Raw genomic sequence first — 24,153 nt, 5'->3', positions numbered from 1 at the left:
GAACAGGATGATGAGGAAGTGACCACGGCAATCAAGCGAGCAGTACCGACCGAGCACGCCGAGCAAGTGAACCTGGTTCGCTGGTTCGACCTGCAGCACAAGGCCCTGCGCGGCCGGCTGGTGGCGATTCCGAACGGAGGGGATCGTCACCCCGCGGTGGCGGCAAAGCTCAAGGCTGAGGGCGTCCGCAAGGGCTACCCGGATCTGCAGCTGCTGGTGCCGGCAAACGGCTATCACGGCCTGCTGATCGAGCTGAAGCGGGTGAAGGGCGGCAGGGTGGAGCCAGAGCAGGCCGATTGGCTCGACTGGCTCAACCAGCAAGGGTACATGGCCATCGTCTGCCGGGGGGCGGACGAGGCCAGGGAAGCAATCAAGGGATATTTGGGGGCGGCATGATCTATCAGAGCGTGATTTCGGCAGTGGTTCGGGCATTGGCGGCAGAAACGATCAACAGCGCTGGCGGGTGCGACTTCGACGCCAAGGTGCAACAGGCGCGCATTCCGGGCGAGATCAGCGGCAAGGAGGGCGCTTTCCTCGTCGACTGCATGGTGTTCGGGCGCCTGCACTCGCAGCTGACTTCCGCCAAGTGGGATGCCCTGGTGTCGAAGTACAGCACCCACGCCGACCGCAAGCGCGAAGCCGTGCTGCGCATGGCCAAGGCTGTCCAGTCGCCGGCCGGCAAGCGGTTCATCGAGTGCGCCGTCGTGACCTGGGCCTATCCGAAGCTTCCCGGGGCGGAAGGGAAGCGCTCGACCAGCGTCCTTCCGGCCGGATGGTACGAGATGGCGAATTGGGATGACGACGGGAAGCCAGAGTCGACCCTGCGCCGCTGGAGAGGCGGTATTCGCCGGGATCTGGAGCGCGAAGTGAGCGAGGCGCTTGAGGCTGCACAGGAGATTCTTGATATCGAGGAGCTGATCTGTAGTGAAGCTGCCTAGATTATTTGCAGAAAGCCATTGCAATCCACTGATCAACTGAGCGAATATATCTCCATCCTGTCGATCTTGCGCGTTGAGGATGGACAATCGAACACGAAGCCCGGAGCCAGCAATGGTTGCCGGGCTTTTTCATGGGCGCAATTTGGCTGCACAGGGATTCGCCATCCCACGCCCACCAATTCAGAGCCTCGCAGATGCGGGGCTTTTTCGTTTCTGGAGCCCGCATGACCGATCGAGCAATCGAGCAGGAGATACAAGCCAAGGGCCTGACAGCTCCCCGCATCACGCCGGCAGACCTTGAGGCCAACATCGACAGCGAGCACTACTTCACTGCGCGAGACGGTGTCGTCGGGGTTGAGCTGGATGCAGGTCTGATCGACGAGGCGAGCGGAGCCAATACACCACCCAGTCTTTCGCTGCTGACCTTCTGCGTCCTAGTGCTGAAGAACGGCTTCACCGTCACCGGTGAGTCGGCCTGTGCCAGCCCGGAGAACTTCGACGCCGAGATCGGTCGCAAGATCGCCCGGCAGAACGCTGTCGCCAAGGTCTGGCCGCTGATGGGCTACGAGCTGAAGCAGCGCCTGCACGAATCCAAGTAATCCACTTTCCGCCGGCCCCTGATCCCCATCCGGGATTCTCACCAGGACCAGCCGGCACCTACACCCGCAAGGACGCCAACATGCAGAGCGAGCACGCAGCTTTGTCCGACATGCCGCTCTGGCTGTTCATCGTCATCAGCATGGCCGGCATGTCCGGCGAGATGCTCAGGGCGTCCGGCTCAGACCTCACCGGCTGGGAGATCGCCAAGCGCGTCACGCTGCGCTTCGGTGCGTCCGGCTTCTTCGGAATGTCTGCGCTGCTGCTGAGCCTCGCTGCAGGTGGAAGCATCTACCTCGCCGGCGGCCTGGGCATTGGTATTGCCGTGCTGGGCGCTGATGTGGCTGGTGCGCTGTATACGCAGTGGCTGGCCAAGAAGGCGGGCATTGAGCAGAAGGCTGGGGAGTAACCCAAGGAGCACCGCATGACCAAGTACCAGATCCACTCCACTGGCGTCGTCCACGAGCTGGAGGCGTCTACCTACGTCCAGGACTCAAACGGACTGCGCTTCATCGGTACCGATGGCGTCACCCTGGCCATCTACAGCCAGTTCGACTGGATGCGCATCGCGCCGGTCGTAGCTGAGCCTGTCGCGTGATGCCATGGCGCTGACCGCGAAACAGGCCGCTTTCGTCGATGAGTACCTGAAGGACCTGAATGCCACGCAGGCGTGTATCAGAGCTGGCTACAGCGCCAAGACGGCAGACCGCATCGGCCCTGAGTTGCTTGGGAAAACCTGTGTCGCTGCAGCTATCCGCGCTGCCCAGGCCGAAAGGTCGCAGCGCGTGAAGGTCGACGCCGACTACGTGCTCAACCGCCTGGCCGAGATTGACCAGCTCGACGTGGTGGACATCCTCGACGGCGCTGGAAACTTCCTGCCGGTCGCGCAGTGGCCGAAGCCTTGGCGACTGACCATCAGCGGCCTGGATGTGCAGGAACTGATGAGCGGCGACACCGCATCCATTATTCGCAAGATCAAGTGGCCGGACAAGCTTCGCAACCTGGAGCTGATCGGCAAGCACGTTGGCGTCAATGCCTTCCGCGAACAGCTAGAGGTCAACGTCAATGTCTCGCTCGCCGACCGCATCGCCAAGGCCCGCGAGCGCGCCAAGCGCGGAGACTGACGACCTCGAGGCGCAGCTGGTCGACGACATCGGCAGCTTTACGCACGACCCCTATGGATACGCGCTGTATGCCTATCCGTGGGGCGAGGGCGAGCTGAAGGGCGTCGATGGGCCGCGCGACTGGCAGCGCGACGTGATGAACGACATCGGTGGACACCTGAGCGACCCTGAGACCCGCCACCAGCCGCTGATGATTGCAGTGGCCTCCGGTCACGGCATCGGCAAGTCAGCGGCGATCAGCATGATCATCGACTGGGCGATGTCGACATGTGACGACTGCAAGGTGGTGGTGACGGCCAACACCGAGAACCAGCTGCGCACCAAGACGTGGCCGGAAGTCAGCAAGTGGCGCCGTCTGTCCATCGTCAGCCACTGGTTCACGACGACGGCCACGGCCATCGCCGCCAACGACGCCGAGCACTCGCGCAGCTGGCGCGCCGACGCCGTGCCGTGGAGCGAGAACAACACCGAGGCATTTGCCGGTCTGCACAACAAGGGCAAGCGGATCGTCCTGATCTTTGACGAGGCGTCGAACATCGCCGACAAGGTGTGGGAGGTTGCTGAGGGCGCGCTGACCGACGAAGACACCGAGATCATCTGGATAGCGTTCGGCAACCCGACCCGCAACGTCGGCCGCTTCCGCGAGTGCTTCACCCGCTACAAGCACCGCTGGAACGCCAGGCAGGTCGACAGCCGAACAGTGGACGGCACCAACAAGCAGCAGATTGCCAAGTGGGCCGCCGACTACGGCGAAGACTCCGACTTCTTCCGCGTCCGCGTCCGCGGCATGTTCCCGAGGGCATCGAGCTTGCAGCTGATCCCGACTGACTGGGTGGCCGAGGCCATCCGGCGCGAGGCCGTCCACGGCCTGTCCGATGCGCTGGTGTGCGGCATCGACATTGCCCGCGGCGGCGACGACGACAACGTGATCCGCTTCCGTCGCGGCCTGGACGCCAGATCAATCCCCAAGATCAAGATTCCCGGCAGCGAGACGCGCGACACCACGCTGTTCATCGCCAAGGTGTGCACCGTGGTGCAGGAGCATCGACCTGACGCTGTGTTCGTCGACTCCACCGGCGTTGGCGGCCCTGTGGCTGACCAGCTGCGCCGCCTGATGCCGGGAATCGCGATCATCGACATCAACTTCGCCAGCGCATCGCCTGACGCCCACTACGCGAACATGCGCACCTACATGTGGTGGCGCCTGCGCGAGAGCCTGCGTGCCGGTCTGGCCATCGATGACGACCCGCTGCTCGAGGCTGAACTGACCTCACCCGAGTACGGGCACAACCAGCGCGACCAGATCGCCCTGGAGAAGAAGGACGACATCAAGAAGCGCCTCGGCATCTCGCCGGACGACGCCGACGCACTGGCGCTGACCTTCGCCTTCCCGGTGATGAAGTCCAACCACACGCATGATCAAGGCTCGGCACTGCTGAGCGAATACGACCCCTTCAGGAGCTGACCATGTGCAGCAAAAAGATTTTCAAGGCCGGCCCGCTGGGCAAGGCGCTGGGCCTGGACGACATGTTCAACGCGCCCGAAGCCCCCAAGGCGCCGCCACCGGCTCCCGACGCACCGACCGCGGCCGACGCCTCGGTCCAGCAGGCCCGCGATGACGAGCGCCGCCGCCGTGCCGCTGCCGCTGGCCAGCAATCGACCATCCTGACCGGCGCCACCGGCCTGACCACGCCGGCCGCGACCGGTCAAAAGACCCTCCTCGGAAGCTGACGACCATGGCTGACTCCCTCCGGCAGACCCTCGACCGGAGGCTGTCTGCCCTGCGCAACGAACGGGACAAGGGCTGGCTGCCGCTATGGCGCGACCTGTCCGACCACATGGCGCCGGACATGGGCCGCTGGAGCCTGAGCGACGTCAACGACGGCAAGCGCCGCGACCAGATGATCATCAACAGCACCGCACGGTCGGCGCTGAAGGTGCTGACCTCCGGCATGTTCTCCGGGATGACCAGCCCGAGCCGGCCGTGGTTCAAGCTGACCACGCCGGACAGTGCCCTGATGGAGTTCGGGCCGGTCAAGACCTGGCTGCACCAGGCCGAACTGGCCATGCAGGACGTGTTCGCCCGGTCCAACCTGTACAACGTGCTGCCCACGCTCTATGGAGAGATGGGCGCCTTCGGCACCGGCGCAATGATCGTCATGCCGGATCAGGACGAGTTCCTGCGCTGCTACAACTTCACCGCAGGCAGCTACATGGCGGCGACCAGCTCACGCCAGCAGGTCGACTCGCTGTACCGCGAATTTAGAATGACGGCCCGGCAGATGGCCCAGCAGTTCGGCCAGAAGGCCATGAGCAGCACCGCCGTATCACTGCTGTCGAGCAACCCGGACGCCTGGGTCGACGTGGTCCACGCCATCGAGCCGAACGACCAGCGCGACGCCCAGCGCCCCGACAACCAGAACATGCCGTTCCGCTCGGTGTACTGGGAGCGTGGCGGCGACAGCGACAAGATCCTGCGCCAGTCCGGCTTCCAGTCGTCGCCGATGATGGTGCCGCGCTGGGACGTCAACGGCGAGAACATCTACGGCCACGGGCCTGGTTCGGTCGCCATCGGCGACACCAAGGCGCTGCAGCTGATGGAGAAGCGCAAGGCGCAGATGCTCGAGAAGTTGGTCAACCCGCCGATGGGTGCGCCTGGCTCGCTGCGTGGCCAGCGTGCGTCGATCCTGCCGGGCGACATCACCTACGTGGATTCGGCCAACGTCGGCCAGAAGTTCGAGCCGCTGTATCAGATCCAGCCGGCTGCCTACTCCGCGCTGCGCGAGGAGATCCGCGCCCACGAGGACCGCATCAACTCGGCGTTCTTCGTCGACCTGTTCCTGATGATCAGCAGCATGGACGACGTGCGCACCGCGACCGAGATCGCCGCGCGCAAAGAGGAAAAAATGCTGATGCTCGGCCCGGTACTCGAGCGCATGAACGACGAGCTGCTGGATCCGCTGATCGACCGCGTGTTCGGTCTGATGCTCGAACAGTCGTCGCCGCGCTGGGCCGGGCTGCTGCCGGGCGCTCCGCTGCTGCCGCCGCCTCCCGAGGAACTGGCCGGCATGGACCTCAAGGTCGAGTACGTCAGCGTGCTGGCTCAGGCGCAAAAGGCGCTTGGCGTGGCTGGCATCGAGCGTGCCGTCGGTTTCGCCGGCAATCTGGCCGGCATCTATCCGGACATCGTGGATAAGGTCGACTTCGACCAGGCCGTCGACGAGTACGCAACCATGCTCGGCATCCCGCCGACGTTGATCCGCTCCGACGATCAGGTCGCGCAGATTCGCCAGCAGCGCGCCGAGGCCATGCAGCAGCAGCAAGCCATGGAGCAGTCCATGCAGATGATGCAGGGCGCCAAGCTGCTGTCCGAGACCGACACCGGGGGAGACAACGCCCTGACCGCCATCACAGGCCCGTAAATGACCAACGCAAGCGATGAGCGCGCCCTTGAGCGCAAGGAGCGCGAGGACAAGCTCGCCCAGCGCCAGGAGATCAGCGACTTCCTGTGGCTGATGAATGCGCCGCAGGGCAGGCGCTTCGTGTGGCGCCTGATGGCCAGGGCCAACGTGTTCGGCGCCGTGTTCAACACCCACGGCGGCGTGATGAATTTCAACGAGGGCCGGCGCGACTCCGGCCTGTTCCTGCTGGGTGAGATCGACCGGCTGTGTCCCGAGCTGTTCGCCGTGATGGCCGCCGAGAACGCCCGCCAACGAGATGAGAACCAAACCGATGACTGATTCGACGCAAGCCGCTGCCGCCCCGGAAACCACCACCAGCGCAGCCGAGCCCGTTCAGTCCGACGCCGTGGTCGCTCCTGCTGCAGAGGCGCAAGCCCCTGCCGCCGAGGTGCCCGCGGACGCCGGCCAGCCTGTGGAATACGCCGACTTCAGCGTGCCGGAAGGCCTTGAGATCGACGCCGACGTGCTGGGCTCCTTCAAGGGGATCGCCAAAGAGCTTGGCATCCCCCAGGAGGCCGCACAGAAGCTGATCGACCTGCAGGCAGGACTGGTGCAGAAGCAGGCCGAAGCCAACCAGGCGGCGCTGGCGGAACAGGCGCAGCAGTGGGAAGCCGCTGTGAAGGCCGACAAGGAGATCGGCGGCGAGCGATATGCGCAGACCGTCGAGACCGCCGTGAAGGCCATCGAGAAGTTCGGCTCCCCCGAGCTGCGCACCCTGCTGAACGAGTCCGGCATCGGTAATCACCCCGAGCTGGTCAAGTTCTGTCATCGCATCGGCCAGTCGCTTTCCGAGGACGGCCTGGTGATGGGCGGCACGCAAGCCCACAAAGAAATGTCCCTCGTCGACGCCTTCCGCTAGACGACCAATCAGTCATTAAGGAGCACTGCCCATGGGCATCCTCACCTCCACCATGCCGACGCTGCTGGACAAGTTCAGCCGCTCGGAGAAAGACGGCAAGATCGCCAAGATCGTCGAGCTGCTGGCCAAGCAGAACGACATCCTGCAGGACGCCGAGTATCAGGAGTGCAACGACGGCTCCAAGCACAAGACCACCATGCGTTCCGGCATTCCCGAGCCGGCCTGGCGCCTGTTCAACAAGGGCGTCCAGCCGAGCAAGTCGACCACCGTCCAGGTCATCGACACCACTGGCATGATGGAAGACTACGGCAAGGTGGACAAGGCGCTGGCCGACCTGTCCGGCAACGCCGACGCCTTCCGCGTGTCCGAGAACATGGCCAAGCTGCAGGGCTTCAACAACAAGACCGCGCGCTACATGTTCTACGGCAACACCGCCAGCGAGCCGGAAGCCTTCCTCGGTCTGGCGCCGCGCTACAACAGCCTGGCGGCCGAGTCGGGTGCCAACATCGTCGACGCCGGCGGCACCGGCTCCACCAACGCCTCGATCTGGTTCGTGACCTGGGGCGAGCTGTCCACTCACCTGCTGTACCCGAAGGGCTCGGTAGCCGGCTTCCAGCATCGCTTCCTCGGTGAAGACACCGTGACCGACGATGCTGGCGGCGAGTTCCAGGCCTACCGCGACCACTTCAAGTGGGACATCGGCATGTCCGTGCGCGACTGGCGTGCGAACGCGCGCATCGCCAACATCGACGTGACCGCGCTGACCAAGGACGCCGCCTCGGGTGCCGACCTGGTCGAGAAGATGATCGACGCCTACTACCGCCTGGATAACCCGATGCAGGGTGAAGGCCGCACCGTCATCTACTGCAACAAGACCATCCAGACCTTCCTGCACAAGCAGGCCATGAACGCCAAGAACATCAACCTGACCCTGGGCGAGTACGGCGGTCGCAAGATCCCGGAATTCCTCGGCATGCCGATCAAGCGCGTTGACGCCCTGCTCAACACCGAAGCCCGCGTGGTTTAAGGAGTAACAACATGCTTTTCGATGCCAAGCTGCTGATGTCGCGCGACCAGGCGATCACCGCCACCGCCGCGTCCACCGACTCCATCGATACCGGCAACAGCAAGGACTACGGCAAGGGCGGCAACGTCCCGCTGCTGGTCCAGGTGACTGCCGCCTTCAACAACCTGACCTCGCTGACCATCGACGTGCAGACCGATGCCGACTCGGCGTTCGGCTCGCCCGTCACCCTGCACAGCACCGTGGTGCCGCTGGCCAGCCTGGTTGCCGGCTACCAGCTGCCGGTGATCACCCTGGCGCAGAAGTGCGAGCGCTACCTGCGTGTGAACTACACCGTGACCGGCACCGCGCCGACCACCGGCAAGGTCACTGCGGGCATCGTCGCCGGGGTGCAGGGCAATGGCTAAGGCCTATCGCGTGCTCGAGCGCGCCTTCATCAACGGTCGGCTGTACGAGCCGGGCGAAGTGGTGGAACTCGAGATCGACAGCTCCGGCGCGCATCTCCAGGAGATCCCCGCCAAGCCGGAACCCAAGGGCAAGCGCGAGCTGCCCGACGCGTGACCATCGGCCCCTCCGGGGGCCGTTCTCTTTTCTGTCAGAGGTGAACCATGGTGCAAACCGTATCGCTGCCGCTCGGCACTGCCGCGGAGCCCAGCGCAGACATTCCGGTGGCCTCTGGCGCCGAAGCCGTGGTCGGTATCTATGCCGCGCCGGGCTCGAACATCAACGCCGCCGGTAGCTCCTACTTCTGCGACGTGGTGCTGGTCACTCCGGGCGAGCCCATTCGCGTGACGCGCCTAGATTCGTCGAAGCCGACCACCAAGGTTGCCGGCCCCGGCACCTTCCGCGTCCTGCGCTCGCCGGCGCTGGTCAGCATCGGCGTGTTCTCCGAGGTCTAACCCATGCCCAGCGTCGTGCAGATTTGCAACATCGCGCTGACCCGCATCGGCCAGAGCCAGCTGATCGCCTCGCTGAATGAGCAGAGCCTCGCCGCCCAGCTGTGCAGCCTGCACTACGAGGCCTGCCGCGACGAGCTGCTGCGCGACTTCCCGTGGCCGTTCGCCACCAGGCGCGTGACCCTGGCCGACATTGGCAGTCCACCGGATGGCTGGGCGTACCGCTACCGCTACCCGGTCGACTGCATCAGGGCGCAGCACGTCAGCCAGCCCGGCGTCCGCCAGCCGACCAGCGCCCAGCGGGTGCCGTTCGCCGTGGCGCATGCCGATGGCGGCCGGGCGATCCTCTGCGATCAGTCGCCGGCTGAGCTGGTCTATGTCGCCCGCGTGGAAGACACCACCTATTTCGATCCGCTGTTCGTCTCCGCGCTGGCCTGGCGGCTGGCGGCCGAGCTGGCGACCGGCCTGCAGGGCAATGCCAGCAACTACGCGGCGGCCTATCAGCAGTACCGCATGGTCGTCGACATGGCGCAGGCCAACGCCTTCGAGGAATCGGAGGAGGGCGTGCCGCCTGAATCCGAATTCATCACAGGACGCAACTGATGGGCACCAGCGTTATCCAGCCGAGTTTCGCCGCCGGCGAGCTGGCACCCTCACTGCAGGCGCGCGTCGACCTGGCGCGCTACCAGACCGGCCTCAAGCTGTGCCACAACTTCTTCGTGATGCCCTACGGCGGCGTGCGCAACCGCGCCGGCACCGTGTTCGTCCACGAGAGCAAGGCCAGCGGTGTCGCCCGTCTGATCCCGTTCGAGTTCAACGACGAGCAGACCTATGTGCTCGAGTTCGGCAACCTTTACATGCGCGTCTACAAGGACGGCGGCATCGTCGAGGCAAGCCCTGGCGTGCCCTACGAGATCGCCACGCCCTACGCAGCTACGCAGCTGTTCGAACTCAACTACACGCAGTCGGCCGACGTGCTGACCATCGTCCATCCGGCGCATGCCCCGCGGTCTCTTTCGCGCCTGGATCATGACGACTGGACGCTGAGCACGATCAGCTTCGTGCCGTCGACCAGTGCTCCGGCTGGACTGTCGGCTAGCGCGCGCACCGGCGGCAGCGGGGCGACCACCAGTTACCGCTACGTGGTCACTGCCGTTGTGGACAACGAGGTTCCTGACGAGAGTCTGCCATCGGCATCGGCCGCCGTCGCCAGCTGGGACAGCCTGCCGGGCGGGGTGCTGACCTGGACTGCCGTCGCCGGCGCCGACTACTACAACGTGTACAAGGACAACGCCGGATCAGGGATCTATGGCTACATCGGCCGCGCCTCGACCAACACCTTCACCGACATCAACATCGCCGCCACCAAGACTGACACGCCGCCGAACGCGGCCAATCCGTTCGCTGGCGCCGGCAACTATCCAGGCGCCGTGGGCTACTACCAGCAGCGCCTGTGCTTCGCCGGCAGCGACAACGGCCCGCAGACCGTGTGGATGAGCAAGACCGGCAACTTCCACAACTTCGGCTATGCCACCCCGACCAAGGACGACGACGCGGTCACCATGACCATCGCCTCGCGCCAGGTGCATCGCTTCCGCCACCTGCTGCCGCTGCGCCAGCTGCTCGGCCTGACCTCTGGCGGCGAGTGGGTGATCGAGGGCTCGGAAGCCGGGCTGACGCCCAAGAGCGTGCGCGCCAACGTGCAGAGCTACAACGGCTGCGCCAAGATTCCCCCCATCGTGGTCAACGACTCGGCGATCTACGTGCAGGCGCGCGGCGCCGGCGTGGCATCGCTGGCCTACACCTTCGAGAGCGACGGATTCAGCGGCGACGACCTGACCAAGTTCGCGCCGCACCTGTTCCGCGGCTACCAGATCGTGGATTGGGCCTTCCAGCAGGCGCCGGATCGGCTGGTGTGGTGCGTGCGCAACGACGGCGCGCTGCTGGGCATGACCTTCCTGCCTGAAGAACAGCTGATCGCCTGGCACCGCCACAGCACCGACGGCTTCGTCGAATCGGTGGCCAGCGTGGCCGAGGGTGACGAGGACGCGCTCTATCTGCTGGTGCGCCGCACCATCGGCGGCGCCACCATGCGCTATGTCGAACGCATGGCCTCGCGGCGTATCACCGGCATGGAGGATGCCTACTTCGTCGACTGCGGCCTGACCTACGACGGGCGCAACACCAGCGACAGCGCGCTGCTGACGTTGAGCGGCGGTTCCAGCTGGCTGCACCCGGAGGTCGTGACCCTTACCGCCAGCGGGCATGCTCCGTTCTCTTCCGGTAGCGTTGGCAATCGCTACCGCCTGCGCGCCGGCAGTGACCTGGTGCGCATTGAGGTTACGGGCTACGACTCATCCAGCAGGGTGTCCGTCAAGCTTCTGGAGGCGTGTCCGGCATCGCTGCGCGGCACGGCCGTGGCTGACTGGGCGCTTCTGGCGGGCTCGCTTTCGGGCCTTAGCCATCTGGAAGGAAAGTCCGTGGCGGTACTGGCCGATGGCGACGTGCACCCCCCGCGCACCGTGGCGGGTGGCTCGATCAGCCTGCAGTCGCCGGCGGCCGTGGCGCATGTCGGACTGCCCTATACCGCCGAACTGGAGACGCTAGAGATCGACTTCCCCGGACAGGAAACCGTGCTCGACAAGCGCAAGGCGATCCACTCGATCACGGCCGTACTGGAGGACTCGCGCAACTTCTGGGCTGGCCGCGACTCCACCCACCTGTACGAGCAGAAAGCCCCCTACCGGGTGAACTACAACGACCCGCTGGCGCTTCAATCTGGCGTCAGCGAGCTGAAGATCAGCACGCAATGGGATGAGGCCGGGCGGATCTACCTGCGCCAGCCTGACCCGCTGCCGCTGACCGTGCTGGCGCTGATTCCCGAGGTGACGATCAGTGGCAAGGGCTGAGGTGCTGCCGATCCACGAGAGCGATGTCGAGGCCGTGGCGGCCATCGTGCGCCAGGCCGACCGCGACGAGATCGAGGAGGCGCTGCAGGTGCCGATAGCCCAGGCGATCCGCGACGGCATGGACGGCCACAAGGCCAGCAAGATCGTCGTGGATGGCGACGTGGTAGCGGTGTTTGGCGATGCTCCGCACTCCGAGGGTATCGGCGTGCCGTGGCTGATCAGCACCGTGCACGTCGAGCGCCACCCGCGCGCCTTCCTCGATGTGTGCCGGCCCGAGGTCGCCGAGATGCTGACCCGCAGCCCGCTGCTGACCAACTTCGTCGACGCGCGCAACACCGTGGCGATTCGCTGGCTGCAGTGGCTCGGCTTCACCTTCGAGCCTCCGGCGCCCTACGGCCCGCTGGGCCTGCCGTTCCGTCAATTCTGGATGAGAGGTGCCCATGTGCATCAGTAACGTAGTCGGCGCCGTCCAAAGCTATGAGCAGGGCAAGTACCTGAACAAGGTGGCCAAGGTCAACGCCGGGATCTCCGAACGCGCCGGGCGCGACGCGGTGAAGCGCGGCAACATCGACGCCGACGAGCAACGCCAGCAGACCGGCCAGGTGCTCGGCGCCCAGCGTGCCGCCTTCGCCGCCAACGGCGTGGACGTCAACAGCGGATCTGCCGGCCAGGTGCAGAACGACACCGCCGCGCTCGGCGAGCTGGACGCGCTGACCCTGGTCAACAATGCCGCCCGCGAGGCCTACGGCTATCAGGTGCAAGCGATTGACCAGCGGCAGCAGGGCAAGCTGGCCAAGTACCAGGGCAAGATGGACGCCATCGGCTCCATTCTCGGCGGCGCTGAAAAGGCCGCCTCCATGGGCATGTTCGGCAAGGGGAAAAAGTGATGGCACGGATTCCCGATTACTCCAGCCGCCAGGTGCGCGTGGCGCCGATCGGCGATGCCGGCTTCAGCATGCGCGCCCCGGACGCCTCCGGGCTGGTGCGCGGCATGGCCCAGGTCGAAGACTTCGCCATCCGCCGAGCAGAAGAAGAGCGCGAGAAGGCCGACACCGCCGCAGTGATGGATGCTGACAGGCAGCTCACCGACTGGCAGCTCGACACGCTATTCAACCCGGAGAAGGGCGTATACACCAAGAAGGGCGCCAACGCGCTCGACGTGACCAACGGCACTATTGGCCAGTTCGACGAGACGCAGCGAAAGATAGGCGAAGGCCTCAAGACGGAAAGCCAGCGATCGCGCTTTAAAGAGATCGTGACGCGGCGCCGGCAGTCGCTGGGGGCCGACCTCAACCGCTACGAGTTCGGCGAGCGCCAGAGCTACTACGACGACGTGGATCGCGGACAGCTGGAAACCTCCATGCAGGGGGCGGCCCTCCACTACAATGACCCCGACAAGATCGCCTACTACCAGAGCAAAATGGCCGCCGTTCTGCAGTCGCAGGCCCAACGCAAGGGCCTTCCGGCCGAAATGGCGCAGGCGCAATTGCTCAAGGCCAATAGCGGCATGTCCACTGCTGTCATCTCCCGCATGACCAGCGACGACCCGTATCGGGCGCGCGAGTATTTCAAGGCGGCCCAGGGCAACATGACGGCCGAAGATCAGGTGCAGATGAGCAACCTGATCGAGCGGGAGATCAAGAGCCGCGAAATCGAGGCTCGCCAGGCTCAGGCGATTTACCGTGCTGAGCTGTCATCGCGCGTATCAGATGCCACGGCGGCATACCTGTCCGGGTTCGACTACGACAGCCCGCCATCGCAGGCCGAGTTCGTCGCGTCCTACGGCGCCGAAGAGGGTCAGCAGCGGTTTCAGCAGTTCCAGAAATCTCAGGGGCTTGGCGCGGCAATCCGCGACCTGGCAACCGCAGATCCCGAGCAGCGCGCCCAGTTGCTCGAGCAGTTCAATCCGGTCGCTGGGGGAACCGCCTCCGCCGGGTTTCAGCAGGACGCCAAGCTGTACGGAGTGCTGGTCAACGCAGCATCGCGGCTCGGCAAGGAGCTGCAGGGCGATCCGGCATCCTACGTCGCCAGCAGATCGCCTGACGTGCAGCGGGCGGCGCAAGGGCTCGGCAGTGGAGAGCCGGCGGCGGCAGAAGCATACGCGGTGGCCACCATCGCCGAGCAGCGCCGCCTGGGAGTTGCCGAGCCGAAGCTGCTAACAGACCAGCAGGCTGCCGGCATTGCGGCAGGTTTCGCGCGAACCGAGGACGGAGGCAGCAACGCGGCCGACATGATGCAGCAGCTGCAGGCGCAGTGGGGCAAGCATTGGCCGTCCGTGTTCAAGCAGCTGCAGGGCAAGTTGCCAGGCGCGGCGATGGTCATCGGCACAGGCGTTGATCCGCAGACCGCATCGACCCTTGCGCGAATCGCGCCACTCAAGACCGAGGAGCTGAAAGCCGGCCTGCCCAGCAGCGACACCAAGGCAGCAAAGGACGCACTGGGCGAGAGCATGGCTGAGTTCCGCGCCACGCTGTCTGGCCAGGTTGGCGGAGAGCGCACCTTCGCCACGCTGTACAGCGAGATGGAGCGCCTTTCCTATGCCTACATGGGGCAAGGCAAGAGCGCATCAGAGGCCGCCGAGCAGGCCTATAAGGCAGTCATCGACGACCGCTATACCCTGAAGGGGACGTGGCGGGCGCCGAAGGAATACGATGCCGACCTTATCGAGGCAGGAGCTGAGCGCGTAGCGCGCAAGATCGACCCCGGCGAGCTGTCCTTTGCCGTTCCGCAGGGTGTCAGCGAGGACTTCGCGAAAGGCCGCGTCAAGGCGGCCATTGAGCGCGACGGCTACTGGGTGACGCTGCCTGATGAGTCAGGCCTGGCGCTTTACTACGGCGGCGAGGCGGTGCTCAGCACGTCGGGCGGCCCTGTTGTGCGCAGCTGGGACGATCTGGTGGGCGAATCCGTGCTGGCGCCCGGCAAAAACTCGTTTGAACTACGCCGCAGCGGGGGCAACTGATGCCTATCATCACCGAAGGCCTGATCGTCAGGCGCGACAGAAACCTGCTTGATGACGTCGTGACCGGACAGGCCGACGCGGCGGAAGCGGCGTTTGACCAGTCGTGGTTCGAGAACCCGCTGTCTGCCGTCAATCGCATCCAGGAGCTAGGCGCGGCTGCCGAGGGTGAGGTTATCCGCCCGGGCGGGACCATGATGGGGCGCACGCGCGAGACGCTGCGCGCCCCGCCGACCACGCCGCTGGTGACGGCCGACGAAGCGCGGGCTCGCGTCAAGGAGGCAGGGCTTGACCTGACCATTGAGGATTCCGGCATCCGCGAGGGGGCGCTGGAAATCCTGATGGAGCGCAAGCGCGAGGAGAACGAGCGCCAATTCGTCCTGCAGAATGCGCCGGGCTCGACCGTCCCCATTCAGCTGCTGGCCGGCTTCGCTGCGTCGGCCGTCGACCCGATCAACCTGGCGTCCGCCTTCATTCCGATTGTGGGAGAGGCGCGCTATGCCGGCATGCTGGCCAAGGCCGGCAGTCGTGCGGCTCGCTTCGGTGTGCGGGCGCGTGTCGGGGCGCTGGAGGGGGCTGCCGGCGCGGCGCTTCTGGAGCCGCTGACCCTGTACGCATCTGCCCAGGATCAGTCCGACTACGACATAACCGACAGCTTGATGAACGTCGCCTTCGGTACCGTGCTGGGAGGCGGCCTGCACAGCGTCGGCGGTATGGTTTCCGACATGCGCCGCAGCAGGCTGAGGGCGGAAGTTCAGGAGGCAACCGAGCTGCTGTCAGCGGTGGCCGTGGAGCCGATTCAGGCGCCGGCGGCTTCCCGCAGCCAATTGGCCAATGCCATGGCTCGCGCCGATGACGACCCGCTCGCCGCGTTGCGTGTTTCGCTTGAGCGCGGGCTTGCGGACGACCGTGCCGCGCTAGTTGTCGGCGCCGGGCGGCAGGCGGCCGACGAGCTGACTCCGGCCATCCGCGCCGAACTGGAGGCGGCGGCAGGCGGAAAGGCTGCTGACGTGCGCGGGCTGCGCGCAGAGCAGGCATCCCTACAGCGCTCGCTAGATTCGCTGGGCGACACCTACCGGGATCGCGCCAAGGAATTCCAGGGCCAGCGCATGACTCGTAAGCAGGCCGAGCGCGCTGCGCGTGACGCCATCGCCCAAGAGCGTGCGCAGCTTGGCCAGCGGCAGAAGGCGATCGCCAATGCGCTGGACGCGAACCGGCAGGCCGAGTTCGCCCGGGCGGATCTTGCATCCCTGCGCCGCGGCGAGATTCCAGAGCGCTATCGTCCGCGCATAGACGAGCGCGCGAGGCAGATCGCTGACGGCTTCGAGCTGCGCGATACCGCCCGCATGCGCGCTGAGAATGCGCCGTGGCAGGTGCGGGAAAGCGCGCTGCGCACAGCGGTCGCGCAGGCCGTGACCGGGCGCCAGGTTGACGTTGAAGCCATCTTTGACCTGGCTGACCCGGCGAAGCGCGCCGACGCCGCGGAAAGAATCAAGCGGCCTGCGGCTCAGATGGCAGATGCCGAGGCCGAGCAGGCCAGCCGCGCCGCCGAAGATGCTATGTCTCTTCCGGACGCCGAAGAGCTTGACGGCGCCGAAAGGCTGCTCGCCGATGAGCAGGCGTTGACGGACGAGGTGGCGGCGCAGGCCGGCATGGATATCTCGCCATTCACGCGCGCCGCCGACGAGTTTATGGAAGACGCCGAAGTCTACGCCGCCGCCTACCGCGCCGCGGCAATTTGCCAGCTGAGGAACTAATGGCCGCACAAGACTGCATTGATACGGTTCAGGCTGCCGCCAAAGCGGCAGGCCGCGAGCTGAGCATTGAGGAGATGATCGAACTGCAGACCGACCTGCGCGCGCGCATTCGAGATTTGCAGGCGGCGGACGGCATGCTTGGCCTGGAGGATGCTGCGCTGAAGGCGGCGGACGAACTGGGCAATCAGGTGAAGCTGGCAGCGGTGATCGAGAAGCGCAACGCGCTGCTGAATGCGCGCCGGCGCGCCGAGCTGGTCGGCTACATCCGTGGCACTTGGTCGGATCGCCCAGACCTCGGCCTCGAGTCTTTCCTTGTCGGCACCAACGTCTCTCGCCCAGGCGCCCGCCGATCTGTGGCGGCCGAGCAGAAGCAGTTGTCTCAGGCCTACATAGCCGGATTCCTCAATGACATTGAGCGGGAAGGGCTGCTGCCGTTCTTGACCCGCGGCGATCTGGACGATGACATCGCCGACGCGCTTTGGCGCCTTGGCACGGATCGCCCGCTTGACGGCATTGGCCAGCAGGCGCAGGCCATCGCCAAGGTCATGCAGAAATACCAGGATGCGAGCCGCATCGACGCCAACCGCACCGGCGCGTTCATTCGCAAGCTGCCTGGCTACGTGGTGCGCCAGTCACACGACCCGTACAAGATTGAGCGTGCCGGCTTTCAGCAATGGCGCGACGACATTCTGCCGCTGCTGGACGAGCGCACCTTTGACGCAGGCGACCGCGACGGCTTTCTGCTGGCAACTTACAACGGCCTTGTCTCTGGCGTACACCTCAAGGCGAACAAGCCTGCCGAGGCCTCCGGCTTCAAGGGGCCGCGAAACCTCGCCAATAAGGTCAGCGCCGAGCGCGTCCTGCACTTCAAGGATGGCTTGGCCTGGAACCAGTACAACAAGGCCTATGGCACCGGATCGCTTCGCGAGGCATTCCTCGGCGGCCTGGACCGCGCAGGAGAAAGCACCGGCCTGATGCGTCGTCTTGGCACCAACCCGGAATCCAACTGGGAGGCCGCGCTTGACGAGCTAATGACCGACTTCAAGGCCGACCCTGAAAAGTTGAGGCAGTTCCAAGCGGACCGCAGGGGGCTGCTGAAGACTCGGTTTTCCGAGATCGACGGAACCGCCCGGATTGCTGTCAATCAGGTCGGTGCGCGCGTTGCTGCCAACCTGCGCGCGTGGCAATCCATGGCCAAGCTGGGCGGCGCGGTCGTTTCGGCAATCACCGATCTTCCGGTGGCGGCAAGCGAGCTGCGCTACCAGGGCCGCGGCATGCTGTCGTCCATGGGGGATCTGTTCAGCGGCCTGTTGTCTGGTCGCAAGACGGACGAGCAGCGCGAAATTTTGTCCACGCTGGGGGTATTCTTCGACAACGTGCGCGGCGATGTCGTGAGCAAGTTCAGCGCCGACGACACGCTCGGCGGCAAGATGAGCCGGGCGCAGCAGCTGTTCTTCAAGCTCAACGGCCTGACGTGGTGGACCGACACCATGCGCTCTACTGCGGCGCTGATGATGAGCCACCATCTTGCCTACAATCGCTCGCTCGACTGGGATCAGATGAATCCCGATCTGCAGCGCACGCTGGAGCTATTCGGCGTCGACTCCGGCCGATGGGATCTGCTGCGGCACTCCGCCACCCGCGAGGCGGACGGCCGCGAGTACATGACGACCCAGGGGGTTGACGGAATTCCGGATGGCGACCTGTCCAGCTACCTGGAGGGGCAGGGTCGCACCGTGAATGATGCTGCGCTGGACGAGTTGCGCGAGGAGTTGCGGGGCCAGCTGCGCAGCTACATCACCGACCGGGCGAGCTACGCCGTCATCGAGCCGGACGCCCGCACTCGAGCCATGATGCGCCGCGGCACCCAGCCGGGAACAGTCGCCGGCGAGCTGCTGCGCTTCATTGGTCAGTTCAAGGCCTTCCCGGTGGCCGTGCTGCAGAAGTCAATTGGCCGCGAGCTGTACGGACGAGGCTATGCGCCTGGCGCCTACGGTGCCGGGTTTCGTCCAGGCCGAGAGATTGTCCAGGCGCTGCGCAGTGGTCGCGGCGAGAAAGCCGGATTTGCCCAGCTGCTGCTGTGGACGACGATCTTCGGCTATGGCGCGATGACCGCCAAGGACTTGCTGAAGGGTCGCGAACCGCGCGACCCCACCGACGCCAAGACGATGGTGGCAGCCATGCTGCAGGGTGGCGCAATGGGCCTGTACGGTGACTTCCTGTTCGGCGAGGCCAACCGCTTCGGCGGAGGGCTAACCCAGTCGCTATCCGGTCCGACGCTGGGACTGATCGACGGCGGGCACGACCTATTCACCCGCATGCGCGACGGCGACGACGCGGCGGCGGCATCGTTCCGCTTCGCCATCCAGAACACGCCATTCGCCAACCTGTTTTACACTCGTGCCGCCATGGACTATCTGTTTCTGTACAGCGTTCAGGAGGCGATGAACCCTGGCGCGTTGCGCAGGATGGAAAGGCGGGCCGAAAAGGAGAACAATCAGCAGTTCCTGATCAAACCGTCTCAGACCTATCTGGACCCACTTGGAATTGCGAGGTAAGGATGCGAGTTTTCTTGGCTGGAATCGCCATGGTATTGGCTGGGTGCGCCAATCAGCGGGCGCCATCGATAAGCGATGACGAGCTCAAGGCAGCAGGCGCGGCGCACGTCGACTGCGTATTCGATAGCGCTGAGCGATTCTATTCTGACGAGGCCGACCCAGAGCACATAGCCACGGCCGCTATTGGCGCCTGCACTGATCAAGAGCAGCGTTATTTCTACATGGCCAGGGACAGCATGATCGAGCGTGCCGGAGGAAGCCTGCGATCCATGCAGCTGGCCGACGCCTCGATTGAGCGGCAAAGGCTGCATCGCGAGGAAGCTATGCGCGGACGTCTGATCGGAATGATTCTGGAGCTCCGAGCGAGCGATGGCCGGTGAAGACGCTGCAGGCGGTCTGCATCGTGGTTGCGCTGCCGCTGCTGGTTGTCTGGCTGTTTGCCATGCCGTTTCCGGTCGAGCACCGTGTATATGCAGCGGTTGTCGCATTCTTCCCGTCGACCTTCGTGTCTATTTCTATTGCCTCCGAGGTGGCTGATGGGCGTATCAGCAGCCTTAGGGATGCCTATGCCGCGGTCGTGGATGGCGGTAATGCATTCCTGCTTTGGACTGCCTGCATGTCCGTCATCTTCGTCTGTATAGGCCTCATGCTGATTGCTCTATAGCTGCGACAGCCCCGAAACACACAAACCCCGCTCCGGCGGGGTTTTTTATTGCCTCGAAAAAAGGACGGCCCATGACGGTCCAGACCAGTACCAGCACGGCGAGCTTCGCCGGCAACGGCGTGACAACCATCTTCCCAGTCGGATTCAAATTCAACTCGGCGGGCGACTTGGTTGTGTCGCTGATCGACGACGCCACTGCCGGCGTGCTGCCGCTGACCATTAACTCTCAGTACACCGTGAGCGGCTCGGGTGGCGAGGCCGGCGGCAGCGTGACGCTGATCACCCCGCCCGAGACAGGTCAGACGCTAAGCGTGCGTCGGGTTGTTGATCTCCTGCAGCTGACCGACCTGCGCAACCAGGGAAAGTTCTTCGCGGAAGTGCACGAAGACGCCCTTGACCTGCTGACCATGATCGACCAGCAGCAGCAGGACGAGCTTGATGTAATGGGGGGGGTCGTTGCTGAGGCGGCTGCTACGGCAGCAGAGATGGTCGCCCGCCAGGAATCCTTCGAGGTGTCGTCTGGCTACGTCGACCTTGGCGCCTACGCTGGTGGCCTGACCTTGACCGCGCTGAATCAGGTGCTCTCGTACTCCGGCGAGCTGTACCGTGCCTCAGCCTCTGCCGTGCTGCCGCTGACCATGAGCGGCGTGTGGGCGACTGACTCGGCTTCGCTGGTTGCGGTAGGCGATGCCGTGCTGCGTCAGGATCTGGGAGCCTCTGGCGACCCGTTGCGCGGGGCATCCATGGTCGCCTTCAGCCGCAACGCGATCACATCGGCCATCACCAGTGTTCGCGGCATGCTGTCCGCGCAGGAATTCAGCCTGTGGGAGTTCGCCGGCGAGATCACCGACAAGCCCGCCCTCAACGACCACACCACATGGGACTGGGCGCCCGCGGTGACGGCAGCCATCCAGGCCCCGAGCGCGGTGGGCCATACAATCCGTGTGCACGAGGGCTGCCAGATCAAGTCCACCGTTGTCGTTGACAGGTCGGTGCGTTTTGTCGGATCGCCGTACAAGTATGTCAAGAGTTCGTTTTTCACGCTCAACGAGACAATCGGCGTGATGTTCGACGTGCAGGCGCACTATGTGTCATTTGGCGATGACGTGTTCATCGAGGGTCCCGGAAAGACATCGTCCGTGACCGGCATTCGTGTAGGTGACGGCCTGGTCAACTGGGATATGTTCACCATGTCGCGCAACGCCACCGTGTTCAAGTGCGGCGTCGGGGTAGAGATCAACACCCAGAACTGGGAGATTGGTTCTTCGTCGGGCGCTAGCACCTGCAACGTGGGCTTCAAGCTCGGCGGCCTGGCCGCGTCCAACGACCGCCGTAATGGCTACTTCAACTCCGCGCGCGCCCACTCATGCGGAACGGCTATCCAGCTGACCCAGCAGTGGCAGGCTCTGGCGATTGTGGGTTGCGACATAAGCTCATGCTCGATTGGCATCAGCGGCGCCCTGGTGCGCAGCGTTATCGGTAATAACGTGTTTTTCAATGGCCTCGGGACGGACATCAACCTGACGGCAGCCCAGAGCGTCGCCATTGTTGGGAACCAGATCAACGGCGATACCGTCACGACGAACTACGGGCACGGCATTGCGGTCACTGGCAGCTATGTGACGATCAGCGGCAATGCGATCTCCAACAAGGGCGGTCACGGCATCTTTGCCACCACTGCCACCTCGTCGATCTGTGGCAATACCGTGGTCGATTCTGACTTCTTCAACTCGCTGGCCTTTTCCGGGATCAAGGTCAAAGGGGCGGGGAATATCACCTCCGGCAACGTTTCGAGAACTTCCAGCGGCGGCGCGACCAGGCAGCTTTACGGGATCGAATACGGCGAAGCAACCGACAGTATTGCCTGCGGAAACTACGTGCAGGGCAACAAGACTGCCGGCATTCTGCCCGGAACAGGCAACAAGATTTACGGGAACTCCGGCTATGCGACCGAGAACAAGGGGACGGCAAGCATTGCCCCAGGGTCGACATCGGTCGTTGTTACGCACGGGCTCTCGTTCACGCCGACAGCGGCAGATATCAGCATTGTGGCCACTAACTCGACCAACGCGGCAAAGTGGTGGATTTCCAATATCACAGCCACTCAGTTCACCATCAACGTCAACGTTGACCCGTCGACCGGGACGCAGTTCTTCGGGTGGAATGCCCGATAACTATCCGCGAGTACAAGCCCGCCGCTGAGCGGGCTTTCTTATTCTGGAGCCACAATGATCACACGACCCATCACGCGGCCCGTCACGTCGCCCATTGCGCGGGCGGTGAATGACGCCATCGGCGCCTGGAATCCCCGCGCCCTGTTTGCTCTGGGCGAGCAGGGCGTTATCTATGATCCCTCGGATTTGTCGACGCTCTGGCAGGACAGCGCCGGCACCACGCCCGTCACCGCTGCCGGCCAGCCCGTGGGGCTGATGCTGGATAAGAGGCTGGGGCTGGTGCGGGGAGCGGAGATACTGACTAACGGCGACTTTAGCCAAGGGGCCGCTGGCTGGACGATATCAGGCGCGGATGCGACCCATATAGCCACGTTTTCAGGAGGGACTCTGCGCTACCAAAGTGGAACAACATCGCCGCAGCTAACCGTGGCAGCGTCGGCGGGCGTGGCGACCATTGGCAAAGCATACGAAGTCACGGTCGTAGTTTCTGCGCACGTGTCAGGCGGCGTCAAGGTATTCGAGAACACAACGGGGTCGGTTGCTATTGCTGGCGTGGGGACGTTTAAAGGTGTGATCGTGGCAAGCAGCGCCGTGCTTTCGATAACAAGAACCACCGCCAACGTCGATATCACCATCGGCTCCGTTTCGCTCCGAGAACTCCACGGCAACCACGCCGTCCAGCCAACCGCATCCGCGAAACCCTTCATACGCGACACTCCGCGCCGCATCGACTACGACGCCGACGACTCGCTCGCCGTTACATTCCAGGCTGCGCTCGGCAGCGCCTGCACGGTTGCCCGCTCCATCCCCGGCGTCGGCGCTCAGATCCTCACGGCGCAGACCATTGGCACCAGCTTCACGGACAACGTGGACAACTGCGGCCTGATCATCGTCAACCGCGCGCTGAATGCCGCAGAGACGGCGAACCTCACTCGCTACCTGAACCAGAGGGCCGGCGTATGACCGAGTACACGCTATCCGTCGTCCAGCTGTGCCCGGACGCCCCCGCCTCGGCTGCGGACGCGATTGCCGAGGCGGCCGGCTACGGGCCGGGAAACTTGTCCGTTCGCCTGCAGGGCGCTGGCGGTGCGCTGTGGCGCGGATGTCATGCCTGGTGGATACCAGCCGTGCTGGCGGAAAAATCAGCACCTACCGGAGACCCCGCCATCGATGACGTTCTGGCTCAGGTAGTCACCTCCGTGCGCGAGCATTCTGACCCGACAGGAGACGAGGCCCGGCAGCACTGGCTGGAGGCGCTGGCGGCCAACGGACTGACGGTCGTCGAGCCTTCCGAGTAACGCAGCACACAGGCCGCCTCCGGGCGGCTTTCTTGTTTCTGGGGAGGGAATGACATGCGAACGAGTGAAAAAGGCCTGGCGCTGATCCGTCAGTTCGAGGGGCTGCGCTTGCGCGCGTACAAATGCCCAGCCGGAATCCCGACCATCGGCTACGGCCACACGGCCGGCGTGAAAATGGGGCAGGAGATCACCCGCGAGCGCGCCGAGGAGTTGCTGCTGGCCGAGGTGGATCGCTTCGCCGGCTACGTAGAGCGGCTGGTCACGGTGCCTCTGACGCAGGGCCAGTTCGACGCCCTGGTGGCGTGGACGTACAACCTCGGGCCGGGCGCGCTGGAGAAGTCCACGATGCTGCGCCGGCTGAACGCGGGCGACTATGCCAGCGCCGCGGCCGAGCTGGAGCGGTGGAATCGTGCAGGCGGTCAGGTTCTCGCCGGCCTGGTCCGGCGCCGCGCTGCCGAGCGCGCCATGTTCGAGGGGGTGGAGTGATGGACTATTGCACCGCGTTCTTCGAAGGCTGGTGGTCGCACTGCTGCCAGGCGCACGATGCCGACTATGCCGCGCAGATCGGCAAGCTGCTGGCTGACGAGCGGCTATGGCAGTGCGTTGCGGCTGCAGGCGATGGCGGCGTCGTGTCGTGGCTGATCGGTGCGGTCATGTTCGCCGGTGTCGGCCTGTTCGGCAGGCGGTTCTATAGGAAAGCTGGGGAAAAGTGATTGCCCGGACGGGCTGAGATGGGAGCACGGATGCGCTTATAGATGTGGCGTAGCGAGATCGTGACATGATCCGTCAGCCTGCGTGACATGGGAACTGTTTTGCTGGACAGCGTGAACAGATGCGGGCGGCTCAAGCTGTTGATTTGCAAGGGTTGCGGGTTGCAGCGTATGATTTAGGTTCCAGTGCCGCAAGGTGTGAGAGTTCGAGTCTCTCCGTCCGCACCA

At 64.6% G+C, this 24,153-nt stretch carries 29 protein-coding genes; all 29 read left to right on the top strand.

Translation table 11 applies throughout. The features are described from left to right. The first annotated feature begins 18 nt into the window (after positions 1–18). The 29 genes from BM297_RS19635 (at position 19) to BM297_RS19505 (ending at position 23,928) form a co-directional block, all read left to right on the top strand. The gene (locus BM297_RS19635) at positions 19–396 is read left to right on the top strand and encodes a VRR-NUC domain-containing protein (RefSeq protein WP_245768302.1); all 378 of its coding nucleotides are present in this window, start codon (positions 19–21) and stop codon (positions 394–396) included. Then, positions 393–938, top strand: coding sequence for a hypothetical protein (locus BM297_RS19630; protein ID WP_092434997.1), 546 nt, complete (start codon positions 393–395; stop codon positions 936–938). The genes BM297_RS19635 and BM297_RS19630 overlap by 4 nt, the downstream gene beginning before the upstream one ends. Positions 939–1,162: 224 nt before the next feature. Further along, a complete protein-coding gene (locus BM297_RS19625; protein ID WP_092434994.1) occupies positions 1,163–1,537 on the top strand; it encodes a Gp49 family protein in 375 nt (124 codons plus the stop codon). 80 nt (positions 1,538–1,617) lie between these two features. Further along, positions 1,618–1,944, top strand: a complete 327-nt coding sequence (locus BM297_RS19620) for a phage holin family protein (RefSeq protein WP_092434991.1) — start codon at positions 1,618–1,620, stop codon at positions 1,942–1,944. 15 nt (positions 1,945–1,959) lie between these two features. After that, entirely contained in the window at positions 1,960–2,133 is a 174-nt protein-coding gene (locus BM297_RS21920) for a hypothetical protein (protein ID WP_175526695.1), read from the top strand. A gap of 4 nt (positions 2,134–2,137) precedes the next feature. Then, positions 2,138–2,659 (top strand): terminase small subunit, encoded by a 522-nt coding sequence (locus BM297_RS19615; RefSeq protein ID WP_092434988.1) that lies wholly within the window; start codon positions 2,138–2,140, stop codon positions 2,657–2,659. After that, on the top strand, positions 2,601–4,124 hold the full coding sequence (locus BM297_RS19610) for a terminase (protein WP_092434985.1): 1,524 nt from the start codon (positions 2,601–2,603) through the stop codon (positions 4,122–4,124). The genes BM297_RS19615 and BM297_RS19610 overlap by 59 nt, the downstream gene beginning before the upstream one ends. A 2-nt stretch (positions 4,125–4,126) precedes the next feature. Then, a complete protein-coding gene (locus tag BM297_RS19605) occupies positions 4,127–4,390 on the top strand; it encodes a hypothetical protein (protein ID WP_217648291.1) in 264 nt (87 codons plus the stop codon). Positions 4,391–4,395: 5 nt separating this feature from the next. Beyond that, positions 4,396–6,081, top strand: coding sequence for a portal protein (locus tag BM297_RS19600; protein WP_092434982.1), 1,686 nt, complete (start codon positions 4,396–4,398; stop codon positions 6,079–6,081). Continuing rightward, entirely contained in the window at positions 6,082–6,399 is a 318-nt protein-coding gene (locus BM297_RS19595; RefSeq protein ID WP_092434979.1) for a Bbp19 family protein, read from the top strand. It begins immediately after the preceding gene. Then, complete coding sequence (locus BM297_RS19590) at positions 6,392–6,979, top strand: hypothetical protein (RefSeq protein WP_092434976.1); 588 nt, start codon at positions 6,392–6,394, stop codon at positions 6,977–6,979. Before BM297_RS19595 ends, BM297_RS19590 begins: the two co-directional genes overlap by 8 nt. A 31-nt stretch (positions 6,980–7,010) precedes the next feature. After that, the gene (locus BM297_RS19585; RefSeq protein ID WP_092434973.1) at positions 7,011–8,006 is read left to right on the top strand and encodes a major capsid protein; all 996 of its coding nucleotides are present in this window, start codon (positions 7,011–7,013) and stop codon (positions 8,004–8,006) included. An 11-nt stretch (positions 8,007–8,017) separates the two neighbouring features. Next, positions 8,018–8,410 carry a Bbp16 family capsid cement protein gene (locus BM297_RS19580; protein ID WP_092434970.1) on the top strand — a complete coding sequence of 131 codons (393 nt, stop codon included), beginning with the start codon at positions 8,018–8,020 and terminating at the stop codon, positions 8,408–8,410. Then, positions 8,403–8,564 (top strand): hypothetical protein, encoded by a 162-nt coding sequence (locus tag BM297_RS21915; RefSeq protein WP_175526694.1) that lies wholly within the window; start codon positions 8,403–8,405, stop codon positions 8,562–8,564. Before BM297_RS19580 ends, BM297_RS21915 begins: the two co-directional genes overlap by 8 nt. Positions 8,565–8,611: 47 nt before the next feature. After that, positions 8,612–8,902 carry a hypothetical protein gene (locus tag BM297_RS19575; protein WP_092434967.1) on the top strand — a complete coding sequence of 97 codons (291 nt, stop codon included), beginning with the start codon at positions 8,612–8,614 and terminating at the stop codon, positions 8,900–8,902. A gap of 3 nt (positions 8,903–8,905) precedes the next feature. Next, positions 8,906–9,502 (top strand): phage connector family protein, encoded by a 597-nt coding sequence (locus BM297_RS19570; protein ID WP_092434964.1) that lies wholly within the window; start codon positions 8,906–8,908, stop codon positions 9,500–9,502. After that, a complete protein-coding gene (locus tag BM297_RS19565; RefSeq protein WP_092434962.1) occupies positions 9,502–11,808 on the top strand; it encodes a phage tail protein in 2,307 nt (768 codons plus the stop codon). The genes BM297_RS19570 and BM297_RS19565 overlap by 1 nt, the downstream gene beginning before the upstream one ends. Next, on the top strand, positions 11,795–12,262 hold the full coding sequence (locus tag BM297_RS19560; RefSeq protein ID WP_139231094.1) for a hypothetical protein: 468 nt from the start codon (positions 11,795–11,797) through the stop codon (positions 12,260–12,262). The genes BM297_RS19565 and BM297_RS19560 overlap by 14 nt, the downstream gene beginning before the upstream one ends. Continuing rightward, on the top strand, positions 12,249–12,695 hold the full coding sequence (locus BM297_RS19555; protein ID WP_092434956.1) for a hypothetical protein: 447 nt from the start codon (positions 12,249–12,251) through the stop codon (positions 12,693–12,695). The genes BM297_RS19560 and BM297_RS19555 overlap by 14 nt, the downstream gene beginning before the upstream one ends. Continuing rightward, complete coding sequence (locus tag BM297_RS19550; protein ID WP_092434953.1) at positions 12,695–14,767, top strand: hypothetical protein; 2,073 nt, start codon at positions 12,695–12,697, stop codon at positions 14,765–14,767. Before BM297_RS19555 ends, BM297_RS19550 begins: the two co-directional genes overlap by 1 nt. Further along, entirely contained in the window at positions 14,767–16,521 is a 1,755-nt protein-coding gene (locus BM297_RS19545; RefSeq protein WP_092434950.1) for a coiled-coil domain-containing protein, read from the top strand. Before BM297_RS19550 ends, BM297_RS19545 begins: the two co-directional genes overlap by 1 nt. Next, a complete protein-coding gene (locus BM297_RS19540) occupies positions 16,521–19,079 on the top strand; it encodes a hypothetical protein (RefSeq protein ID WP_092434947.1) in 2,559 nt (852 codons plus the stop codon). The genes BM297_RS19545 and BM297_RS19540 overlap by 1 nt, the downstream gene beginning before the upstream one ends. Positions 19,080–19,093: 14 nt before the next feature. Further along, complete coding sequence (locus BM297_RS19535) at positions 19,094–19,459, top strand: hypothetical protein (protein WP_139231093.1); 366 nt, start codon at positions 19,094–19,096, stop codon at positions 19,457–19,459. Then, positions 19,456–19,743 (top strand): hypothetical protein, encoded by a 288-nt coding sequence (locus BM297_RS19530; protein WP_092434941.1) that lies wholly within the window; start codon positions 19,456–19,458, stop codon positions 19,741–19,743. Before BM297_RS19535 ends, BM297_RS19530 begins: the two co-directional genes overlap by 4 nt. Before the next feature lie 71 nt (positions 19,744–19,814). Next, complete coding sequence (locus tag BM297_RS19525; protein WP_092434939.1) at positions 19,815–21,917, top strand: hypothetical protein; 2,103 nt, start codon at positions 19,815–19,817, stop codon at positions 21,915–21,917. Between the two features lie 54 nt (positions 21,918–21,971). Beyond that, positions 21,972–22,880, top strand: coding sequence for a hypothetical protein (locus BM297_RS21910; protein WP_175526693.1), 909 nt, complete (start codon positions 21,972–21,974; stop codon positions 22,878–22,880). Further along, positions 22,877–23,215 (top strand): hypothetical protein, encoded by a 339-nt coding sequence (locus tag BM297_RS19515; protein WP_092434936.1) that lies wholly within the window; start codon positions 22,877–22,879, stop codon positions 23,213–23,215. Before BM297_RS21910 ends, BM297_RS19515 begins: the two co-directional genes overlap by 4 nt. A 54-nt stretch (positions 23,216–23,269) precedes the next feature. Beyond that, the gene (locus BM297_RS19510) at positions 23,270–23,701 is read left to right on the top strand and encodes a lysozyme (protein ID WP_092434933.1); all 432 of its coding nucleotides are present in this window, start codon (positions 23,270–23,272) and stop codon (positions 23,699–23,701) included. Beyond that, the gene (locus BM297_RS19505) at positions 23,701–23,928 is read left to right on the top strand and encodes a hypothetical protein (protein ID WP_092434931.1); all 228 of its coding nucleotides are present in this window, start codon (positions 23,701–23,703) and stop codon (positions 23,926–23,928) included. Before BM297_RS19510 ends, BM297_RS19505 begins: the two co-directional genes overlap by 1 nt. Positions 23,929–24,153: the final 225 nt, after the last annotated feature.

It is taken from the genome of Geopseudomonas sagittaria, from assembly GCF_900115715.1.
Classification (GTDB): Bacteria; Pseudomonadota; Gammaproteobacteria; order Pseudomonadales; family Pseudomonadaceae; genus Geopseudomonas; species Geopseudomonas sagittaria.
Note: the sequence above shows the minus strand (reverse complement) of the source record. Positions and strands in the feature narration are given on the sequence as shown.